At 38.8% G+C, this 21,544-nt stretch carries 18 protein-coding genes; 5 read left to right on the forward strand and 13 right to left on the reverse strand.

From position 1 onward, the window contains the following. Positions 1-63 precede the first annotated feature (63 nt). The gene (locus J0M37_01800) at positions 64-2,454 is read right to left on the reverse strand and encodes a hypothetical protein (GenBank protein MBN8583799.1); all 2,391 of its coding nucleotides are present in this window, start codon (positions 2,452-2,454) and stop codon (positions 64-66) included. Between the two features lie 187 nt (positions 2,455-2,641). Between J0M37_01800 and J0M37_01805 the strand changes: the two genes are divergently transcribed. After that, a complete protein-coding gene (locus tag J0M37_01805) occupies positions 2,642-3,772 on the forward strand; it encodes a glycosyltransferase family 4 protein (GenBank protein MBN8583800.1) in 1,131 nt (376 codons plus the stop codon). A gap of 15 nt (positions 3,773-3,787) precedes the next feature. Here the strand turns inward: J0M37_01805 and J0M37_01810 are convergent, their stop codons facing one another. After that, positions 3,788-5,263, reverse strand: a complete 1,476-nt coding sequence (locus J0M37_01810; protein MBN8583801.1) for an aminotransferase class V-fold PLP-dependent enzyme — start codon at positions 5,261-5,263, stop codon at positions 3,788-3,790. 128 nt (positions 5,264-5,391) lie between these two features. On the opposite strand from J0M37_01810, the gene J0M37_01815 reads away from it, so the two are divergent. The 3 genes from J0M37_01815 (at position 5,392) to J0M37_01825 (ending at position 7,441) form a co-directional block, all read left to right on the forward strand. After that, a complete protein-coding gene (locus tag J0M37_01815) occupies positions 5,392-6,285 on the forward strand; it encodes a rhodanese-related sulfurtransferase (protein MBN8583802.1) in 894 nt (297 codons plus the stop codon). 64 nt (positions 6,286-6,349) lie between these two features. Continuing rightward, complete coding sequence (locus J0M37_01820) at positions 6,350-7,027, forward strand: hypothetical protein (protein MBN8583803.1); 678 nt, start codon at positions 6,350-6,352, stop codon at positions 7,025-7,027. Between the two features lie 9 nt (positions 7,028-7,036). After that, positions 7,037-7,441: a hypothetical protein gene (locus tag J0M37_01825; protein MBN8583804.1), complete on the forward strand. Its 405-nt coding sequence runs from the start codon at positions 7,037-7,039 to the stop codon at positions 7,439-7,441. On the opposite strand, the gene J0M37_01830 is transcribed toward J0M37_01825, so the two are convergent. The 8 genes from J0M37_01830 to asnS form a co-directional block, all read right to left on the reverse strand. Further along, positions 7,442-8,617, reverse strand: a complete 1,176-nt coding sequence (locus J0M37_01830) for an NAD(P)/FAD-dependent oxidoreductase (protein ID MBN8583805.1) — start codon at positions 8,615-8,617, stop codon at positions 7,442-7,444. 4 nt (positions 8,618-8,621) lie between these two features. Continuing rightward, positions 8,622-10,130, reverse strand: a complete 1,509-nt coding sequence (locus tag J0M37_01835; protein MBN8583806.1) for a hypothetical protein — start codon at positions 10,128-10,130, stop codon at positions 8,622-8,624. An 83-nt stretch (positions 10,131-10,213) separates the two neighbouring features. Continuing rightward, positions 10,214-11,752 carry a YifB family Mg chelatase-like AAA ATPase gene (locus tag J0M37_01840; protein MBN8583807.1) on the reverse strand — a complete coding sequence of 513 codons (1,539 nt, stop codon included), beginning with the start codon at positions 11,750-11,752 and terminating at the stop codon, positions 10,214-10,216. 44 nt (positions 11,753-11,796) lie between these two features. Next, positions 11,797-12,873 carry a hypothetical protein gene (locus J0M37_01845; protein ID MBN8583808.1) on the reverse strand — a complete coding sequence of 359 codons (1,077 nt, stop codon included), beginning with the start codon at positions 12,871-12,873 and terminating at the stop codon, positions 11,797-11,799. 26 nt (positions 12,874-12,899) lie between these two features. Then, positions 12,900-13,733: an ABC transporter permease gene (locus tag J0M37_01850; GenBank protein ID MBN8583809.1), complete on the reverse strand. Its 834-nt coding sequence runs from the start codon at positions 13,731-13,733 to the stop codon at positions 12,900-12,902. Positions 13,734-13,742: 9 nt separating this feature from the next. Next, positions 13,743-14,675, reverse strand: a complete 933-nt coding sequence (locus tag J0M37_01855; protein MBN8583810.1) for an ABC transporter ATP-binding protein — start codon at positions 14,673-14,675, stop codon at positions 13,743-13,745. Between the two features lie 3 nt (positions 14,676-14,678). Further along, positions 14,679-15,170 (reverse strand): NYN domain-containing protein, encoded by a 492-nt coding sequence (locus tag J0M37_01860; GenBank protein MBN8583811.1) that lies wholly within the window; start codon positions 15,168-15,170, stop codon positions 14,679-14,681. A gap of 35 nt (positions 15,171-15,205) precedes the next feature. Continuing rightward, positions 15,206-16,546 carry an asparagine--tRNA ligase gene (gene asnS / locus J0M37_01865; protein MBN8583812.1) on the reverse strand — a complete coding sequence of 447 codons (1,341 nt, stop codon included), beginning with the start codon at positions 16,544-16,546 and terminating at the stop codon, positions 15,206-15,208. Between the two features lie 247 nt (positions 16,547-16,793). Here asnS and J0M37_01870 point away from each other — a divergent pair, with 247 nt between their 5' ends. Continuing rightward, positions 16,794-17,483 carry a hypothetical protein gene (locus tag J0M37_01870; GenBank protein ID MBN8583813.1) on the forward strand — a complete coding sequence of 230 codons (690 nt, stop codon included), beginning with the start codon at positions 16,794-16,796 and terminating at the stop codon, positions 17,481-17,483. A 79-nt stretch (positions 17,484-17,562) separates the two neighbouring features. Here the strand turns inward: J0M37_01870 and J0M37_01875 are convergent, their stop codons facing one another. The 3 genes from J0M37_01875 to dnaK form a co-directional block, all read right to left on the reverse strand. Then, on the reverse strand, positions 17,563-18,204 hold the full coding sequence (locus tag J0M37_01875; GenBank protein ID MBN8583814.1) for a hypothetical protein: 642 nt from the start codon (positions 18,202-18,204) through the stop codon (positions 17,563-17,565). A gap of 144 nt (positions 18,205-18,348) precedes the next feature. Then, the gene (locus J0M37_01880) at positions 18,349-19,434 is read right to left on the reverse strand and encodes a beta-lactamase family protein (protein MBN8583815.1); all 1,086 of its coding nucleotides are present in this window, start codon (positions 19,432-19,434) and stop codon (positions 18,349-18,351) included. 122 nt (positions 19,435-19,556) lie between these two features. Continuing rightward, on the reverse strand, positions 19,557-21,494 hold the full coding sequence (gene dnaK, locus J0M37_01885; GenBank protein MBN8583816.1) for a molecular chaperone DnaK: 1,938 nt from the start codon (positions 21,492-21,494) through the stop codon (positions 19,557-19,559). Between the last annotated feature and the right edge of the window lie 50 nt (positions 21,495-21,544).

Genomic DNA, 21,544 nt, shown 5'->3' on the forward strand with positions numbered 1-21,544 from the left:
GTCAGCATCATACCCTGTAATATATCAGCAATTTATCAACATTTCCGCATGGGCAGGAGCTTTTTAATTCACTGAAAGCTTTTCTCTTGATCTTGTTTCAATGTATTTTTTTACTTCTGCATACATTGTTTCTGCATCAAGTCCGGCCTGGTGAAGCACGCTTTCTGCAGAACCGCTGCCGAGGTAATAACCTTTACGGAACGGATGCAGAATGTTATAACGGGCTTCAAAGCCTGTTATCCATTTATACATTGTTGGCAGCGTAAAGCCTGTAATTCCCAAAGCTTCGCGTCTAACAGTATAAGGAAGCAATGCTTCTCTTTCTTCCTTCGGATGAGCATCATAAAGCTCTGCGCTGGAAATATGATATATATTCATATTATAGCCGTCTTTATCAAGCATTGGCAGAACCTTTGTAACAAATCCAATTGTTACACCGCTTTCCTGAAGTATAATTGAACCATCAAGCGGCTGGTTTGGATCGGCTTTTCTTAAAGCGTAAACGCCTTTAGCAGCATCTGCTGCGGGAGCTATTCCCAGTTTTGCCCTGTCAATAATCAGCTCATTTGGACGTGTAACAAATGGTGAAAGTATTGCCGGCCTTTGTTTTAATCCTGCTGCAAGAAGTGTCCATATCTCACCGGGTTCCCAGGGAGTGAGCGTTATCAATATTCCCGGAGGAAAGTTTTCCTGAATTAGCTGCAGGCACTGCGGGTCAGCATGTGTAGGACCGTCTTCACCGGTCTTTAACCCTGCATGCGCATTTATAAGTATCCAGGTATTATAGTTACCGCCAAAATGCATTACTTTATTTTGCTCCCCTATGCCATGCAGTCTTGCTGCAGTATGCTCCATAGCGCTTATAAACGCACCATAGGAGGAGCTGACACCAATATGTTTGCCAAAAGCTGCAAGTCCTGACATCATTCCGCCGATAGCATCTTCGCAAATTCCGCCCACTGCAAGGATGCGGGATTCAGGGTTATCTACTGTATCATAAAATCCTTCATGAAATCCTGTCCCAACAAGATTAACAGAAGTTGAGCCCAGCAGATCAGCAGCTACGCCAAGAACTGCGCCTTTTGATTTTTTATTGATATAACCAAGTGATGAGCCAAGGACTCCGCGAAGCGTTGTAGTTTCTCCGGGAACAATATTTAATTCAGCGGGAATTTCTTTTTCATTAAGTATATCATTTTTATACAGCGCATTAATATCAGAACCTTCTCCTTTAGGTTTCCTGTTATCTTCAGTTAACCTGGCTTTGCTTTTTTCGATCGCTTCAGCGAAATATTTCAGGTAATTTTCTTTTTCAATTACTCCGCGAATGGTCATCAAAGTATCAAAGAAACATTTTTCTATATTATTTAGAGTTGCTTCGCCTTCAAAACGCGGAACCTTAACTCCGAATGCTGTTTCAAATTCACTGCAAGCCTGGTAATAACCTTCAGAGTTCATCTTATGTCCGGCACCGTGCGAAGCTCTTCCTTCTATTCCGTATTTCCATCCCTTTACTGTGCGGTAAACAATGGCAGTCGGCATTTTATTATCTATTTTTTTGGCAAAAAGCTGGGCAGCGGCAATTTTATTAAAGTCTTTTCCGTCATCTACATATATCACATTAAAATCATGAAGATAACAAAGCTCCATCGGATTCCATTGTACGTAATCGCCTTTTAATTCACCTTCACGACAAACACGGTTCGAATCAATTGAAGCCTGGTTAAAATCGATATGGAACTTAATATTATGCAGCCTCATAGCTGATGCTGCAGCAAGCGCTTCAGCTACCCTTCCGGGTGTTAAACCGCCTTCGCCTTCTATTACATGAATTTGCGGAGCATTCTCACCAAAATAATCTATTGCGCCAAGGGCAAGTCCGAAAGCAGCAGTATCTCCGACACCGCTTGCACCGGTAGCTATTTTTACATGAGGTGTTGCCGGGGTCGGATGACCATCCAGCGCTTTGGCGTTATATTTATGGAAGAGCGGAAGTTCATTTTCAGGATTTCTTCTGAAACCAAGCAGGTCTTCAAGCCTCATCTGGAATTTTTCTTCAGGAAGCAGTTCAGGCTTAAATGCTCTTACAAGCTCATTTCTGAGAGCATACATTGCATAAAGTCCAAGTGCTTTATGACCGGCTGCATAGACAACCAGGTCAGAATCATCACGGAAAGGATCTTTTATATCAAGATCCAGAATGTTATATAATATTGATGAAACAAATCTGCCTGATGAGATTGAGCCTCCTGGGTGTCCGCTTGTCGGCACAAAGTTAAAAAGTACAGCACATAAAGTTCTGTATATTAAATCAAGTTTTTCAAAATTTTCTGCTTCTTTATCTTTTAAAGGTAAACCGGATTTCAATACATCGTTTATATCGTAATATTTTCCTCTTCTTGCTGCAAATCCAAGATCTTTAGAAACTACCTTTTTATAATCAATTGTTTCCATTTTTATGATTTTCTTAATTTTTTTGATAAGAATATATTTTTTACCAATACTAAATTAACGTGCACGGTCATAATATCATATGATTTATACTATATAATGAACTGACATTTATCAGGTTTTATGCTGAATTTTATGTCATTTTTTCAATGTTTAAAATCTCCATTTAAAACCCTAATTTCGTGTGAAAATGACAGATAATAAGCCATTAAACATTCTTCTTTTAAACGCACTTGATATATATGGAGGCGGTGAGTTTTTTGTATATCAGCTGGCAAAGCTTCTTACACAGAAAGGCCACAAAGTCTGGGTATCCTGCAGAAAAGATAACATAATTTACGGCAGATGTATAAATGAAGGTATTGGTGTTTTTCCGCTGGATTATCCCGAACATTCCGGAAAAAGCGACCTATGGAAAAATTCAAGGATACTGGGCAGGTTCATCAAGGAAAATAATATTGATATTGTTCATTCAAACACTAATTACGATAGAACTGCCGGCGCTTTTGCTGCAAAATTTGCAGGTGTAAAACACGTTTCAAATGTGCACAGCTTTCACAGCATATCTCATAACATAACTCATTGGTACAGGAATAAATTTCTGATAAATCATTTTATGGTTGACGGGGTGTGCACAAAAGATCTTCTGATAAACGAAGATAAAATAGACCAGGCTAAAATTACGCTTCTTCACCTGGGACTTGACCCCGAACAAAATAAGAAAGACCCTGAAACAAGAAGACAAATAAGGAAAGAATTTGATGTAAAAGATGATGAAATACTTATAGGCAATGCCGCAAGGATGGTGCCTTTTAAAGGACAGGAATACCTTATTCGTGCATACCCTGAGGTAATGAAAAAATTTCCGCAAAGCAGGCTTATGATTATTGGTGACGGTGAGTTAAGAGATAAGCTTCACAAACTTGCCGGCGAGCTTGGAATAAGCGAAAGAACTATATTTCCCGGTTTCAGAAGTGATATTAAAGCTATGTATTCAGCATTTGATATTTACGCACATACATCAGTCGAAGGGGGCGGTGAGACTTTTCCTTATGCTATGCTTCATGCGCTAGCGCAGGGACTACCCATGGTTATTACGCGTGTTGGCGATATGCCCGCCATGGTTGAAGAAGGTGTAAACGGATTTATTCTGGATGATAAAGATGTAAATGGTATTTCTGAAAAACTTATGGTACTATGCTCCGATGAAAAGCTGAGGCTGGATATGGGTAAAAAAAGCTGCGAATTAATGCTTAAGAAATTTACTGTCGATATAATGGCAGCAAATATAGAAAAAGTTTACAGAAAGGTTTTAAAATAATTCACATTATCTTCTTTATACCCTTAAACTATACTCATCAAACCACTTATCAACCTGTTCGTTTTCAAATACCGGCCTGCTTTTATGAATAAAATTATTTTCATGAGGATCATATTCATAATCAAGAGCCCATGTTTTGAAATTTTCTGCAAGCTGTTTAACTGAATCACATATAAAATTTATTTCATCATCTCTCATTACCGGATGCATAGACATCCTTATCCAGCCGGGTTTTTCTGAAAGGTCATGATGTTCTATCATTTCTGTGATATGATGTGAAAGCTGCTTTGAAACATGGAGCAGGTAATGGCCGTATGTACCGGCACATGAGCAACCGCCGCGAACCTGTATTCCGAACCTGTCATTTAAGAGTCTTACGCCTAAGTTATAATGCATTCCTTCTATATAAAAAGAAATGACCGGCAGCCTCTCTTCGATATTTTCTGCAAGAAGCCTGAGCCCTGAAACTTGTTTAAGATTTTTAAATATTAATTCAGTTATTTGTTTTTCTCTGTTCCTAATATTAAGTACGCCTGTTTTTTCTTTTAATTTTACAGCCAGCGCAGCTTTGATAGTTTGCATAAAAGGCGGAGTGCCGCCATCTTCACGCAGCTCTACATCTTCATAAAAACTGTGTTCGCCCCAGGGATTTGTCCATTTAACAGTTCCACCGCCCGGCTGGTCAGGTGAAAAATGGCTGTCATACAGATTGCGGTCAAAAATAAGTATTCCGCTTGAACCCGGACCGCCTAAAAATTTATGCGGTGAAAAGAAAATTGCATCCAGCTTTTCAGCAGCATTTTCAGGATGCATATCGATATTTATATATGGGGCAGAACATGCAAAATCAACAAAACACCATCCATTATTTGCATGCATAATTTCCGCAATTTTATGATACGGAGTAAAAATACCGGTAACATTGCTGCATGATGTCACAGAAGCGATTTTTATCGAACGGTCTGAATATTTTTTCAATAAGTGTTCCAGGCTTGCCAGATCTACAAGTCCGTTTATATCTGCATCAATAATTTCAACATCTGCAATTGTTTCAAGCCACGTCGTTTGGTTTGAATGATGTTCCATATGCGTGATAAAGACTATCGGTCTTTGTTCCCCGGGAATATTAAGAAATTTTCTCAGTCTTGAAGGGACCTTGAAGCCAAGCATTCTCTGCAGTTTTAACATCGCTCCTGTCATTCCCGAGCCGGTTCCGATAATAGCATCGCTATCATTTGCATTTACATGCTTTTTAATAATTTGTTTGGCTTTAAGATATGAAAGGGTCATACTTGAACCGGTCACATTGGTTTCTGTGTGCGTATTGCCAATTAATGAACCGAATTCATTTGATAATTTATCTTCAATAGGTTTGTAAAGTCTCCCGCTGGCTGTCCAGTCAGCGTAAACCAGCTTTTTAAAGCCAAATGGAGTCTTAAACTCCGCGTCATAGCCGATAATGTTTCTTCTTATTTCATCAAAAATATCCATATACAAAAATAATTTGTCAAAAATCGCTATCCAATGATTAATATCATAATAAAAACCATTAAAATACCGTGTTTTAATCAAAAATGTTGTCATTTTATATTCAATGAATAATTAATATTTTGCTAATCATGTATAGAATATTACTATATTACAAATATGTAAAAATCGATAATCCTGAATTTTTTGCAGAAGAACATTTGGGTTATTGCAGAGATCTTGGACTACGGGGCAGAATTTTAATTTCACCCGAAGGAATAAACGGCACATGCAGCGGTTCATACAGCCAGACTGAAAAATATATGGCTCATATGAAGCTTGATGAAAGATTCAAAGATCTTTGGTTTAAAATGGATGACTCACCGGGTCATGTATTTAAAAAAATGCATGTAAGATATAAAGAAGAGCTTGTTACTTTCAGGCTGCCACAAGATCTTGACCCGAATGTATTAAGCGGCAAACATCTTGAGCCAAAAGAGTGGCTTGAGCTGATGCAGCAGGATGACGTTATCATTCTGGACGGAAGGACAGATTATGAGTTTGACCTTGGTCATTTTAAGAATGCTATCAGGCCGCCTGTTAAATCATTCCGTGAATTCCCCGAATGGGTAGAAAAAGATTTTAAAATATATAAAGATAAAAAAGTTTTAACATACTGCACCGGAGGTGTAAGATGTGAAAAGCTTTCAGGTTACCTGCTGCAGCAGGGATTTAAGGATGTTTACCAGCTAAATGGCGGCATTGTAAATTATTCCCACGATCCTGAAGTAAAGGGAAAGCTCTTCGAAGGCAAATGTTATGTTTTTGATGAAAGAATATCCATACCCATCAACTTTGCCGATGAATACACTATTACCGGAAAGTGCCTGCATTGCGGAACTCCTTCTGACAGGTACGTTAACTGCGCAAACCTTGATTGCCATAAACAGCATTTTGAATGCGAAGCATGCGAAGAAAAGTGGTCCCGTTCATGCAGCGAGGAATGTATGCAGGCCCCAAGGCATGAGCTCCTTCAAAATGCTTAAAACACTGTGATTCTTAATTTTCGAAATTAAGCGGTTTAATCTGTAAATTTTAAAGCAAAAAATTATGCAGCTATTAAACAGAACCAGCCTGTACAAAACCGTTGATAATGTTAATGAAGCATTGTTCTACGGAAAAAAGATCACAAAAAACGATGCTAAGGAAATTATATCGTGGATATCAACCCGTTATGATACTGAATATTCCTACAATCACAGTTACGGATTAACAGATAAAGATATGCGGTCATCGGTCCATACATTTACAGGTGAACGCCTGTTGTGCGCATCGATGAGACATATTATGGCAGAAGAATCTGCGAGAGTGGTAAAGCAGCTTTCAAAAATTGTAGGAGTAACTCCTGGAACTCTGAAGAAAACTGATGAGTGGTTCTACAAAATGCTTGAAGCATCTGAAGCTGCCGGAAAACCACTTGGTACTTTCTGCTGCGGACCCTGTACCATTGGGTTATGGAGATATTTAAATTCAGGGGGACTGCCAAAATACCATAAATATATTACAGACGGAATACGGTCACTGCACAGTAACCGCGATGAGGCAGGGAAATGGGGAAGGTTCCCGTTCTACTATACACTCCTGGCGCTTTCTGAAATTGACGATGAAGCTGCGCTGAAAGAAATAAATTACGCGATGACAGCATGTGAAAGAGCTTTGAAAAGAATGAACAAAACAAACATGTTTTCAAAACGAAAACGTGACCTGTTGTTAAAAATTATGAATTAATACAATATAATGGAAGGTTCAACACTGTATTTTGCAGTACTGATTCCGCTTGCAATTATAATATTGCTTGCGCTTTTTTTCTACAGGCTGTTTAATAAAAATATGAAACGGGATGAAGTAGAAAGAGAAAAATTAAGGGAGCTTGAAGAAATAAAAAAAAAGGCGGAATACCGCGAAGCAAGGATAGTGAGCGTTAGAGCGGAACCGCAATCAAATACCAGCCCTTCATTCAGGTTTGCAAATATTCGGTTTGAAATTAAGGATAATTCCGGAGAGTATAAGCTCCTGACGGCAAGATGGAATGCGGACACTTACTATCTATCAAGCCTGCAGCCCGATACCATTATACAGGTTAAGGTTTATGATGAATATGTCTTCCCGGTAAGTGATGATGCCAGATTGTATCCGGATTGATCAGACAAACTCTCCTGCTGCAAATCCGGAAGACCATGCCCACTGAAAGTTATAACCGCCAAGCCAGCCGGTAACATCGACCACTTCACCAATAAAATAGAGGCCGGGTACTTTTTTTGACTCCATGGTTTTGCTTGATAGCTCATTTGTATCAACTCCACCTTTTGTTACTTCCGCTTTGCCAAATCCTTCGGTTCCTTTAGGAACTAACTTCCAGCAGTGCAGCATTATTTCTATCATTTCAATTTCTTTATCAGAGAGTTTATTAACCGGTTTTGTTGGAAAATTAAGCTCACACCATTTTTCGGCAAATCTTTTCGGGAAAAATTTTGAAAGAACATTCACAAGCTCTGTTTTGTTGGGTTTATGTTCATTTAAAACTGATGGCAGATCTGTTTCAGGCAATAGATCGATGTTTACTGTATCTCCCCCGTTCCAATAGCTTGAAATCTGTAAAATTGCGGGACCGCTCAATCCTTTATGTGTGAACAATATGTTTTCACGGAAGCTGATATTGTTACAGCTGACAATAGAGTCTATGGAAAGCCCTGAAAGTTCGCTGTATGCTTTTTCATTCAGTGTGAAAGGTACAAGTGCCGGGACAGTTTTGGTTAATTTTAAACCAAATTGTTTGGCGATCTTGTAACCCAGATCACTTGCGCCCATTTGCGGAATTGAAATTCCGCCCGTAGCAATGACAAGTGATTCGGTTATAAACTCTCCAATATTACTTGTAATACGGAATGATGTTTCGCTGCCTGAATTGTTAATTTGTTCAATGTTATCAATGGTACAGTTTACCTTGATTTCAACACCCGCATCATCGCATTCATTTTGCAGCATTTGGACAATTTCTTTGGCGGAGCCGTCACAAAAAAGCTGTCCCAGCTTTTTTTCGTGATACTTGATGCCGTGATTTTCAACAAGTGATATGAAATCCTGCGGGGTATACCTAGCCAAAGCTGATTTGCAGAAATGCGGATTATTTGAAATAAAATTTTCGGGTTTAACATCAAGATTTGTGAAGTTGCACCTTCCTCCGCCGGAAATAAGTATTTTCTTCCCTATCTTTTCAGCATGCTCCAGCACCAGTACTTTCCTGCCGCGTTTTCCGGCTTCAATTGCACACATAAGTCCCGCAGCGCCCGCGCCGATTATGATGGTGTTGAAGTTCATTTAATTATTTTTTCCATCGTTCTTCATAAATATCTAAATATGTTTCTAATATTTCACCACTAAGAACAAAACCATTATTATTGAATCGTATCAAGATATCTTTTTTAATGAAGAATTCAAAAACATTTCCTACGATAGGTACAAACTCGTTTGAGTATGATAAATTCTTCAAATAATTAACAATGATTTCGTCATTAAAGAAGTTTACCACTTTCACAGAAACGCTGTCAACAAATATTCCTATCTCAGGGGGATTTGTTGCCGACAAAGAATCTTTAGGAAACATTGATAAAAAAAGTCTGCTTGTATAATTATTTTCAGTCTCATTTAGTTTGTCAAATCCAATAAATTGATAATAACTTACAAAGAATTTGATTTTATCTTTTTTGAAAATTGGAACGTATCCAATATTGCCAACTCTTGATGGTTTACTGGTATCGGTAATTATAAAATTTAAATCTGGATTTTTATTATATTCATATAAATATACATTCCAATTATTGATTTTGGGAAAACGCAGGGAATTCATTTCAATATTCTTCACATATTCCAAATCCCCATTCGCTTTCTTATACAATTCCAGATATTTCTTGCCACCTAGCTCGTTAAGCAAAAACGAGTTATACAATCCGGCTACCGAGTAGCTCATGCTTGCATCGTTGTTATAAAAGCCATCGTTAGTAATAATTGAATCATATGTTAGTATGGCTGATTTTTGAAGATAGTAGCCAAGATCCGTAACTACACGCGGAGCCATACCGCCCCGGCCGCCAACTGCTACTGCAAATCCTTCCATAAAGAAAGGAAGCGTGTACAATCCCAGTTTTTTGAGTTTGTAGTTAATTAAAATATGAGCGACTTCATGAAAATGCGTTTGATATGATGTAACTACCTCATCGGTGCCGAGCATTGCCATACCTTTTGCCTTAAAGCCTGTAATTTTTTCTACACTCGCCTCATCTTTACAGAAAATGTATCCTATCTTTTCTTTTTCAAGTATGCGTCTTTCTGCAATTGTAAAACCAAGAGTATCAGCAATCATATCAACAAACTGGTCAAGCCGCTTGATGCAGTAGTCATTGAAATATCTCGGCTCCTCTATGCGAAAAGTGAAATACTTGCTTTCCTGTTTTTCCCAAAATCCCGAATGATAAGTGCCGTTTGTTACAAAACCATTATTAAAGTAATATTTACGTGAATAATTCGCTGCAGATACATTGAATATTACTTCTTTGTAATTATCACTAAGGGGTTGTTCTTTGAGCTCATATTTATATTTTCCGCTTATGATGCCAGATTTTATTTCATCTGGTAATTCATAGCCAATCAGGATTTTGCTATTTACACCGGTGTATTCAATACCAAGCCTGTTGCTTAGAATACGCTCTTCAGCACTGATATAATTGATGATCTCGGATTTATCATAAATAAGTGCATCAATAAACTTTTCAGGAATTGATTGAGAAAAAGTAAAAGGGGCTAAAAATAATAGTATTAAAAGGTATTTGTACATTGTTGATAGTTTTTTTGTAACCTCATACCACGAGAGACAATTTTTGACATTTGGATTTTGGCATTTTGAAATTACGATTCTAATTATCCCATCCACATGGTTCTGTCAAGCGAGCGGTATTGTATAGCCTCGCTGATGTGAGCAGAAGATATATTTTCTTCACCTGAAAGATCAGCAATTGTTCGGGCGACTTTAAGTATCCTGTCATAAGCACGTGCAGATAGCCCAAGTTTGGTAATTGCCATTTTCATAAGTTCTTCACTTGCACTATCAATTTTACAGAATTCCCGGATATCTTTTGACTGCATATCAGCATTACTGAAAATATTTTTTTTATCCTTAAATCTTTTCAGCTGTATCTCCCGGGCTTTAATGACCCTTGCTCTGATATCTGCTGAAGGCTCACCGGTTTGAGCGCTTGAAAGCTCCTTATATTTAACAGCCTGAACCTGTATATGAATATCTATCCTGTCAAGCAAAGGCCCCGAAATTTTTGACATATACCGCTGTATCTGCTGCGGCTGGCAGCTGCAATCCTGGTTCGGATTGCCGTAATTGCCGCACGGGCATGGGTTCATTGCCGATGCCAGCATAAAATTACATGGGTAATCTACGGTGATTTTTGATCTGGAAATTGTCACCCTTCCGTCTTCAAGCGGCTGGCGCATAACTTCAAGTACATTCTTTTTAAACTCCGGAAGCTCATCAAGAAAAAGTACTCCGTGATGAGCGAAGGAGATCTCTCCCGGCTTTGCCGCGGGTCCCCCGCCAACAAGCGCAACATCACTTATAGTATGATGCGGTGAACGGTAGGGTCTGATCGATACCAGTGCAGTATTCGAAGGAAGAAGTCCGGCAACTGAATGGATTTTAGTAGTCTCAAGGGCTTCATCAAAAGACATTGGCGGAAGGATAGTTGGTATACGCTTTGCAAGCATTGTTTTACCCGAGCCCGGGGGACCAACCATTATAATATTATGCCCGCCTGCTGCTGCAACTTCGAGCGCACGTTTTACTTCTATCTGCCCTTTAACATCGGCAAAATCAACAATACTTTTCTGGTCAACATTAAATATTTCATCCAGGTTAACCCTGAACGGCTCCAGGCCGCCTCCGTTGTTCAGGAATTCCACAACTTCAATTAATGAACCAAGCGGATGTACATCAATACCTTCAACCATGGCTGCTTCGCGTGCATTCTCTTCAGGTATGATCATGCCTTTCAGACCCTGCCTTTTAGCTTCTATTGCTATTGGCAGGATACCTTTTACAGGTCTAAGCTTGCCATCTAAAGAAAGTTCGCCTGCAAAAAGGTAATCACCCAGCATATCAGGCTTAACCTGTTCTGTTTCGCACAATATTCCGATTGCTATAGGCAGGTCAAATCCGCTGCCTTCTTTTCTTACATCGGCGGGAGCTAAATTAACTGTAACTTTCTGTACCGGAAAGAATAAAGAAGAATTTTTGATAGCTGCGCTTACTCTTTCTGCAGATTCTTTTACAGCGCTGTCCGGAAGTCCTACAATAATTATTTTTGGCAGGGATTTTTCAACATGCGTTTCAATTGTTACCCTGAAAGCATTCACACCAACTGTGGTTGAGCCAATTACAGATGATATCATTAAATATTATTTTAAAGCCATAAAGGCAGGTTTATAAATTTATTTCAAAATATCCTTTGCAGCCGTATTTCCCTAATATCCTTTTCGCTTAGCTTTGCTTCAATTACTACAGTTTTATCAAATACATTTGTTTCAACATTATCCAGCAGCTTTATTGCCGGAGGCGGCTTTTTACCGCTTAATGTGGTCGAAAGCTTTGCAAGTGCAATTACAGCTTCCATTCTGTTCTTTAACTCAACTGCAGAATTGTTATCCTCGCATTCATTCTGCATAACTATATCAATTTCATCTGTCATCTTAACTGAAAAGGCGACAGAATTTATCTTTTTATAAATAGAAAATAATTCAGCCATTTCTTCACTTTGCGTGGTATCATTCAGGTTCAGTGAATCACCGCTCTCGCTACCGGGCATTACAGGCTGTTTCTTTTTGTTCATATCAGAAAAATTCTCAAATATTCCCCTGATAAAAAGCTTTTGATTTGAGATCATCCATAGATTTTCCTTGTACTTTATCATTTCAATCTCTTTCATAAGATTAAAATTCGTTAAAAGACCGGAGTTTGAAGTATCTGTAACAGTAAATGTATTTTCTATAAGCTTAAGGTAATTGCTGGCACAAAGAGTGAAATCATCTTTAAAATAAAAATTCAGGTTGGCATCTAGCTGTTTATAAACAGTAATTCCGTTAGGATATTCTATTTTAGTATAAAGGGTATCGGCTGAAACGTAATCGTTAACTCTTTTACGGTCAAATGTGCCTTTTACCACTATGGCGTTATCGCCTATCCATGAATTTGAAAAATACATTTCATCAATACCGTTTGATATGCTAACGCCTGCTGCCTGGTTTATGAGACTAAGAAACCCCCCGAAGTTGCGTTCCGCGCTGAAAACAGAATCCGAAAGGAACTGTTCCCAGAACCGGGTATCACGCATTTTTTTGAAGTTGAAATACATTACAAACTGCGGGTCATTTTGCAGTAAGGCCAGATTTTGCTTAACTGTCAGCGGTAACGGGTCAGGATCAAGCTTCTTTCCGCAATTTACAATGAACAATGAGCAATTAACAATAATTACGAGGTAAGCAATACTTCTGTACAGTCTCTTTTTATTGTTCATTGTTAATTGACAATTGTAAATTAAAATTAATAGTCTTTCTTAGCGAAATAATAAACTGAATAAGCCATAGTTACCAGTAAAAATAACACTGAGCTTACAGGTGAAAGCCATGATACAGTAAAGATTCCCGTTTCAGCATTAGAAGAACTTTTCCACATATTAATGGTATCTCCGTTTATCATAGAAGTGGTAACATCCCTGAATTCACCCGGCTTCGGAAGCAGGTAATACAGGAAATCAAATATAAATTTAACTGTTTCATTGCTTACCAGCGAAAATATAACAGCTTCTCTTACAGAAAGAAGCGGGCACAGAACAAATATCAGGAAAAAATTCACCAGAATAGCCACTACTGTGCTTTGGGTTGTTAAACCTATTATTACTACTATGCTGTACATTACTGCAAATGCCAGGGTTAACCATACAATTGAAAGCAGAAATGTCGGATCCCAGAAACCTGATTTTAGCGAAAGTATCAGCCAAATTGAACCCAATAAGAAAACCATACTGATAAATACGAACAGAACAGCACCTAAATACTTTGAAATCAGGATCATCGGTCTTGATATCGGTTTTGATATCAGCAGATCAATGGTGCCTTTTTCAAGCATTGAGGGGATGAAAGATGCAGTGGATATCAGTGAGAAAAAAATGATCAGGTTCCATGATATTGTCAAAAAGCCGGTTTCAACCTGCAGAACAAGCATTTTGGAATCAGCCAGGCTCATCACGCCTTCGACGGAATCCATGTTCACCAGAAATATCATAATTAGAATAACAATGGCATAGAATATATAATAACCTATAAATATTTTCTTTGCCAGCGCTTCACGGAAAGTATTTTGAATTATTGTCAGCATTATATATCCTTAGTTGGTATTATCCTTTTTGATTACGTTTATAAATAATTCCTCAAGAGTACTTGTTTTCTGATTTACGGTCTGTATCTTAACACCGCTTGAGCGCAGAGTATCAATTATAACATTCAGTTTATCGATACCTGATTCAGTATTAATTTCCTTTTCACCAATGCCTGCACTGCCATCAACTGCAAGAACCTTCTGCTTTACATCCATTGTTAATGCATCTACAGTATGAACGGCAAAAATATTTTCAGCCTTCGTAAGGTCATCAACATTACCTTCTTTTATAAGGTCTCCCTTATTTAAGATAGCAACCCTGTCACAAATCATTTCAACTTCTGAAAGCAGGTGAGAGTTTAGAAATATTGTCTTGCCTCTTGATTTGATCTGAGCAAGTATATCACGTATCTCTTTCCTTCCAATTGGGTCAACACCATCGGTCGGTTCATCAAGGAAGATCAGGTCGGGATCGCTTAACATTGACTGTGCAAGACCCAGCTTCTGCATCATACCTTTAGAATACTTCTTGATCCTGGTTTTGCGCCATTGCGTAAGATTCATCATACCAAGCATTTCATCGATGCGTTTATTCATATCAGCACCGGCCTTCATTCCTGAGAGCTGACCGTAATACATCAGCACCTGTTCTCCGGTCAAATAACTGGGAAACTTATGATTTTCAGGCAAATATCCTACCTTAGTTTTGGCTTTATGGTTCTTTACATCAGTACCAAAAAGCTTTGCTGAACCGTTTGTTGGAAATGTAATTGCAAGAAGTATCTTTATGAGTGTCGTTTTACCGGCTCCGTTCGGACCCAGCAAGCCAAAGATCTCTCCCTGCTCAACATTGAAAGTAAAATCATTCAAAGCATTAACTTTCTGCTTTGAAAACTTTTGGGTGTACTCTTTGTACAGATTCTGCGTTTCTATTACGTGCATATATTATTTTTTAGTAAATTCCTTTAGTAAAAATTCAAATTCGCCGCGGGTAACTACTGATGGTTTTTCCTTTGATTCACGAATAGCTTCAACCCGCTCAGTTCTTCTATCCTTTACTTCCCCCCAAAAGCTTTCCGATGTAAGTATCCTTGAACCGCATTCTTTTGCGAAGGATGATACTTCCCTGTCACTTGAGACTACTTTTAAAAGCTTTGGGTTTCTTGATTTTTCTATCAGGTGTTTTATCAATGCGTCAGCGTGGCCGTAGTCGGGTCCAACGCCTGTTTTAGAGAACTTTACGCTGATATTGCCTTCATGTTTATTCTGCCCGAAACCATCAAATACAATAATACATTTAGTGCTTCTGCCGTGGTAATGGTTGCGAAGCTTCTGTATCATGGTATCTACACATATATCCTGTGACTGAGCCAGCAGTATCCTAAGCTCGGTTACCTTATGCATCAGGTTATATGCGTCTATTATTATGGTTTCCATCTGATCTGTATAATTTCACTGAGCCAGCTAAAAATTTACGGCCGGTTCCTGTACATCAGCCTTGGGAACGGAATTGACTCTCTAACATGATCAAGCTTACATAACCAGCAAACAACACGTTCTATACCCATGCCGAACCCGCTGTGCGGCACGCTGCCGAACCTGCGGAGATCCAGATACCACTGAAACGCATCCATAGGCAGATTATGTTCCTTAATTCTTGTTTCAAGAAGCTGCAGGTCATCTTCACGTTCACTCCCGCCAACTATTTCACCGTAACCTTCAGGCGCAAGCACATCAACTCCTCGCACCACTTTTGGATTTTCAGGATCACGTTTCATATAAAATGCCTTTGCTTCAGAAGGCCAGTTGTATACCATTACAGGCCTGTCATAATCTTCAACAACTGCTTCTTCATGGGGAGCTCCAAAATCTTCACCCCATGGGAATGGCCTGATCTCCTCTTCACCGCCATCAGCTTTTTTACGGATTAGCGGAACATTCTTTTTATTGATTATCTCAACAGCTTCATCGTAAGTTATTCTTGGAAACGGTTTTTTGACCGCCTCAAGTTTTGATATATCACGCTCAAGTATTTCAAGCTCTTTTTTTCTGTTCTTAATTACGCGCTCAACTATATATACAATAAAATCCTCAATAAGATCCATATCATCGTAAATATCATAGAATGCCATTTCAGGCTCTATCATCCAGAACTCGGTTAAATGCCTGCGGGTCTTTGATTTTTCGGCGCGGAAAGTTGGGCCGAAATCATATACTTTACCCAATGCCATTGCGCCGGCTTCGGCATATAATTGACCTGTCTGCGCAAGATAAGCCTTGCCAAGATCGAAATAATCTGATGAGAACAATGTTGTTGTACCTTCAGCAGCGTTTGGTGTAAATATAGGTGAATCAAAAAGCGTAAAGCCGTTATCATACATGTAATCACGGCATGCCTTAATAATTTCTTCACGAACTTTAATTATCGCAGTCTGCCTTTGCGAGCGCACCCACAAATGCCTGTGGTCAGCAAGGAATTCAATCCCGTGATCCTTTGGTGTTATAGGATATGGATCTGCTATCTGCACAATTTCAATATCTTTAACATGCAGCTCATACTCTTCCTTCTTGGGATGTTTAGCAACAGTACCTGTTACAATGAGTGATGATTCCTGTGTAAGCTTTTTAAAATCTTCCCAAACTTTTTCTGTTACTTCTTTCTGTGATACAACTCCCTGAATGATCCCGGTACCATCTCTTAACTGCGGGAACATTAATTTACCTGAAGTACGGATATTATACAGCCATCCCCGGATAATTACTTCCTGGCCTACGAAATCTGCAATTTTATCTATGTAATAGCGATTTTTCACGATTTTCTCCCTGAAAATATAGGTTTTCTGTTGATATTACGGAAATTACCGAAAATTTGAGAGTGTTACAATGAATAAAATGGAAGGCAATAAGCATCGTCAAAGACGGATTTCAATCTGCAAAAGCAGATTTCAAGAAGTGAAAAAGCAAAAAATCAACAGTTGTTTCTACATTTAATATTACTAAAAATTGAAGTAATTTAGTTATAAGTTTAATTGAAGTAAAACCTTGAACAAAAAAATTATCATGAAAAACTTATTTTATATAACTGCTTCCTTAACTATACTTCTTTTTTTATCGTCATGCACAACAGTTTATATTCCAACTGAAGTAAATGCTCCCGCATTTAATGAAGCTAACCAGTTCAAAGGCGGAGTTTCTATAGGGAACAGCGGTACCAACCTGCAGGCAGGTTATTCATTTTACACTAATTTTGCTGTAATAGGTGATTTATCATATCTTGATAAAAGAAGCAGTGAGCCGCGCTTCCAAAGGCAGTGGGGTTTTGGGCTGGGGTATTTTACCCGGATGAGTAAAAAGGATTCAATGTTCTATGAGATATTCGGAGGATATGGTAAAATCAGAATAAACTCTTCTTATGAAGACCAGGCTTTAACAAACGGACCCGGTTTCGAAAATGCTGATTACCACCGGTTTTTTGTTATACAGAATTTTTCAGTCCAGCAGGAATTTATAGACTTTATTGTTTCTGTCAGGTTAAGCTATTATAATTTTATCAGGTATGAATTTCATGAAATAAAGGATCCCCTAATGCCGCAGGCAATTGGAATTGAACCCGCTTTCAAAATAAGAATGGGCGGAGAGTTCCTTAAGATTAAAATTCAATTGGGATATAACCTGATCAATTCCATTAAGGGGCCAGATTTCAATTATGACAGAGGCTTCGGGCTTGTAGGCCTTGAGTGCAGCTTCTAGATAAACCTTAACTTGTTTTGCCTTTTTACTTCTTGAAATCTGCGCTAGCAGATTGAAATCCGGCTTTGCCGGATGCCTTTTATTTTTTTAAAGGTCTTCTAACAACATAATCACCGCTAATTTTGTATTTGCCGTATATTACATTGTTGCGGATATTATCGCCGTTATCCTTTTGCCTGGTGCCGGCCCACCATGCTTTAACATAAACATCCTTTTTTGACTGAACAAGTTCTTCAAATATTATAACATGACCTTTCCACACAATAAGATCGCCTTTTTGAGCTGATGAAATATCTTTTACACCGACTACAGGAAGTATATCAGTAAATTTTTCTGTATCAACAAGATCTCGGCATAATGCATTTTGTTTCGGTGTTTTAAAGCCTGATTTATACAATACATTCAGCGCAAAAATATTACACTTTGTTGAACCGTTTAAAACTATAAGCTGATTATTAAGCCAGTATAAATAAGTTGAGTCCACGCTAGGTGAATACCATTCCACATTCTGCTCACTGGCAGCAATTCTCATTATCCTGGCACCGCCTGCATCACTAACATCGGTAACTTCTTTCTCTTTTTCTTCTTCCTTTTTCTCTTCTGTGGTTGTTTCAGTAGTTGGCTCTGAATCTTCTTCAGTTCTGGATGCCGGAAAACACCCGGTTAAATATATGCTTAATGAAAAGATTAGCGATATATATAGTAATTTTCTGTTTTTCATAACCTGTATAATTATATACGTTATACCAAAATAACCTAAAGATTATATTTAAACAAATGGTTGCTATACCGTAATTTGGGTATGACAAAAAAAGCCCCATTTTTAATAAAAAATGGGGCAGAAATTATGTGAAATTTTGTAAATTTACTCAAGCATTGGTAATATCGCCTTCAAAAAATCGTCAGGTGAGCGGTTTGACTGAGTATTATAGAATATAATCGCGGTTATTCCGGTTTTGGGTGAATGAACTGAAATGTTATGAAATCCGGGATAAGAACCGTTATGCCCTATATATGAATCACCAAGTATGAACATACCAAAACAGTATTTCAAGCCGTCCCTTTCCAGTCCGGGTTTCATTCTTTCAGCCATTGTTTCTTTGCTGATTAGCGTTCCTTCAGCCAAAGCCTTTAGATAGATCTTTAGATCTTCGATTGTTGAAACCATTGCTCCTGCTGCCCAGCCCCAGCTTGGATTATACTTTGTGGTAACATCCACCAGCGGGTAAACCCATGTGCCGTCATCTTCGCCGTATCCTTCTGGATGTGAGCCCCAAATTTCCGGCACTTCGGGGAAATCGGTATTTTTCATTCCGAGCTTATCGGTGATACGGGTTTTAATTTCCTGCGGTAAAGAATTACCCGTTACTTTTTCAATTATCATTCCAATTAACGCAGTATTTGTATTGCTGTAATGCCAGCCTTTGCCGGGTTCAAAATACGTTCCGTTACGAACCGATACTTCAATAAGCTCTTCGGGTTTCCATAATTTTTTTGGATGTGACTTCATGGAATCATCAAACTCTTTGGCTTCACTGTAATTATATAAACCGCTTGTCATATCGCCAAGCATTCTTACTGTAATGTTTTTTGCATTCGGAAGATTTGGAAAGTATTTATCAATTTGCTCATCAAGCGTAAGTTTTTTTTCGTCAACAAGCTGCAGCAGCACAGTGCATGTAAAAGTTTTGGTTAAGCTTCCTATTCTGAAACGGAAATCAGTCACCATTGGCGCTTTTGTTTCAATGTTGGCAAGACCTTTGGATTTTTCGTAAATTACTTTATCCCCTTTTGTGATACTGATTATCATTCCCGGCTGCAGCGCAGTGGTAAGTATGGAATCAGAATAATGTTCGATAAATTCTGTTAATTTATCATTCTGCGCATTTATATATGCTGAGCTGAAAACGACCAATAATGCAATAAAACGTGTAAACTTCATATATTTCATTGTTTTAGTTATATGCAAAATAACAATTTATTTCCATAAATAAAAAAGCCATCCCCAACTTCGGGATGGCTTATTTTGCTTTAATGGAGAATATATGATATTAAAGCTATGGGTACAACAAGTTACTTCTTTTCATCATCAACAACTTCGAAGTCGGCATTTTCAACCTTTTTGTCATCAGGCTGCTGGCCTTCAGCGCCGGCATTTGGATTTGCCTGCTGCTCACCGCCAGCTCCTGGCGCGCCGGTTGCCTGGCTGTACATCTGGGTTGAAGCTTCATTCCATGCAGCATTCATCGCATCCATTGCAGATTTTATTTCATCGGTATTTGTTCCCTTAACAGATTCTTTAAGTCTGCCAAGTGCTGTCTCCAGCTTGCCCTTCATATCGGGGGTAAGCTTTTCACCGAATTCTTTCATCTGCTTTTCAGTCTGGAATATCAAACTGTCTGCATGATTCTTAGTATCAACTTCTTCACGTCTTTTTTTATCTTCGCCTTCATGTTCTTTGGCATCTTTACGCATCTTTTCAATTTCAGCATCACTTAATCCGCTTGAGTGAGTTATTTTTATTGACTGTTCCTTGCCGGATGCTTTATCCTTGGCGCTTACGTGCAGTATACCGTTTGCATCGATATCAAATGTAACTTCGATCTGCGGTATCCCGCGCGGAGCAGGCGGAATTCCGTCTAAATGGAATCTTCCGATAGTCCTGTTATCCTGCGCCATTGGACGCTCACCCTGCAGTATATGAATTTCAACTGAAGGCTGGTTATCTGATGCTGTTGAATATACTTCTGTTTTCTTTGTAGGAATTGTTGTATTGGCATCAATCATCTTTGTCATGACTCCGCCAAGAGTTTCAATTCCAAGAGAAAGCGGTGTAACATCAAGCAGCAATACATCCTTAACATCACCCGTCAATACGCCGCCCTGTATAGCTGCGCCTATTGCTACAACTTCATCAGGATTAACGCCTTTATGCGGTTCTTTTTTGAAGAAGTTTTTCACTGCTTCCTGAACCTTAGGGATCCTGGTTGAACCACCGACAAGAATTACTTCATCAATCTGGTCAACTGTAAATCCTGAATCAGCTAGAGCTTTTTTGCATGGCTCCATTGTCCTTTGAATAAGATCATCTACAAGCTGTTCAAACTTAGCGCGGGTTACAGTCATATCAATGTGTTTGGGCACACCGTCAATTGCCGTAATGTACGGAAGTTTCACATCAGCCTGGGTCTGGCTTGAAAGGTCACATTTAACCCTTTCAGCTTCAACTTTTAATCTCTGTAATGCCATCGGGTCTTTTCTCAGGTCAATGCCTTCGAGCTTCTGGAATTCTTCAGCAAGATAGTCCATAAGCCTCTGGTCAAAGTCATCACCGCCAAGGTGTGTATCACCGTTGGTTGATTTAACCTGGAAGTTGCCTGTACCTTCGATATCATATAACTCTAAAATGGAAATATCAAATGTACCTCCGCCAAGATCATAAACAGCTACTTTTTCATCTTTTTTCTTTTTATCAAGACCGTATGCAAGTGCAGCTGCAGTAGGCTCATTGATAATTCTTTTTACTTCAAGCCCTGCAATTTTACCTGCATCTGTGGTAGCCTGTCTTTGCGCGTCATTAAAATAAGCCGGCACTGTAATAACAGCTTCTGTGACTTTTTGGCCTAAATAATCTTCAGCGGTCTGTTTCATTTTCTGAAGTACCATTGCTGAAATTTCAGGTGGTGAGTAAACCCTGTCACCAATTTCAACTCTCGCAGTATCATTTTCGCCTTTAACAACTTTATAAGATACCTTTGAGATCTCATCTGTTACTTCATTGTACCTTCTGCCCATAAATCTCTTTATGGATGATACAGTGTTCTGCGGATTGGTAACTGACTGCCTCTTTGCCGCCTGTCCCACGAGGCGCTCGCCGCCTTTGGTGAAAGCAACAACAGAAGGTGTAGTTCTGTGTCCTTCCGCATTAGGAATTACAACAGGGTCATTGCCTTCCATTACGGCAACTACCGAGTTAGTCGTTCCTAAATCGATTCCGATAATTTTTCCCATAGTTTTTATTCTTTCTGTTTTTTTAGATACAGTTAATCATAAGTAACCGC

Source organism: Ignavibacteria bacterium (assembly GCA_017303675.1).
Taxonomy (GTDB): domain Bacteria; phylum Bacteroidota; class Ignavibacteria; order Tepidaquicellales; family OLB5; genus OLB5.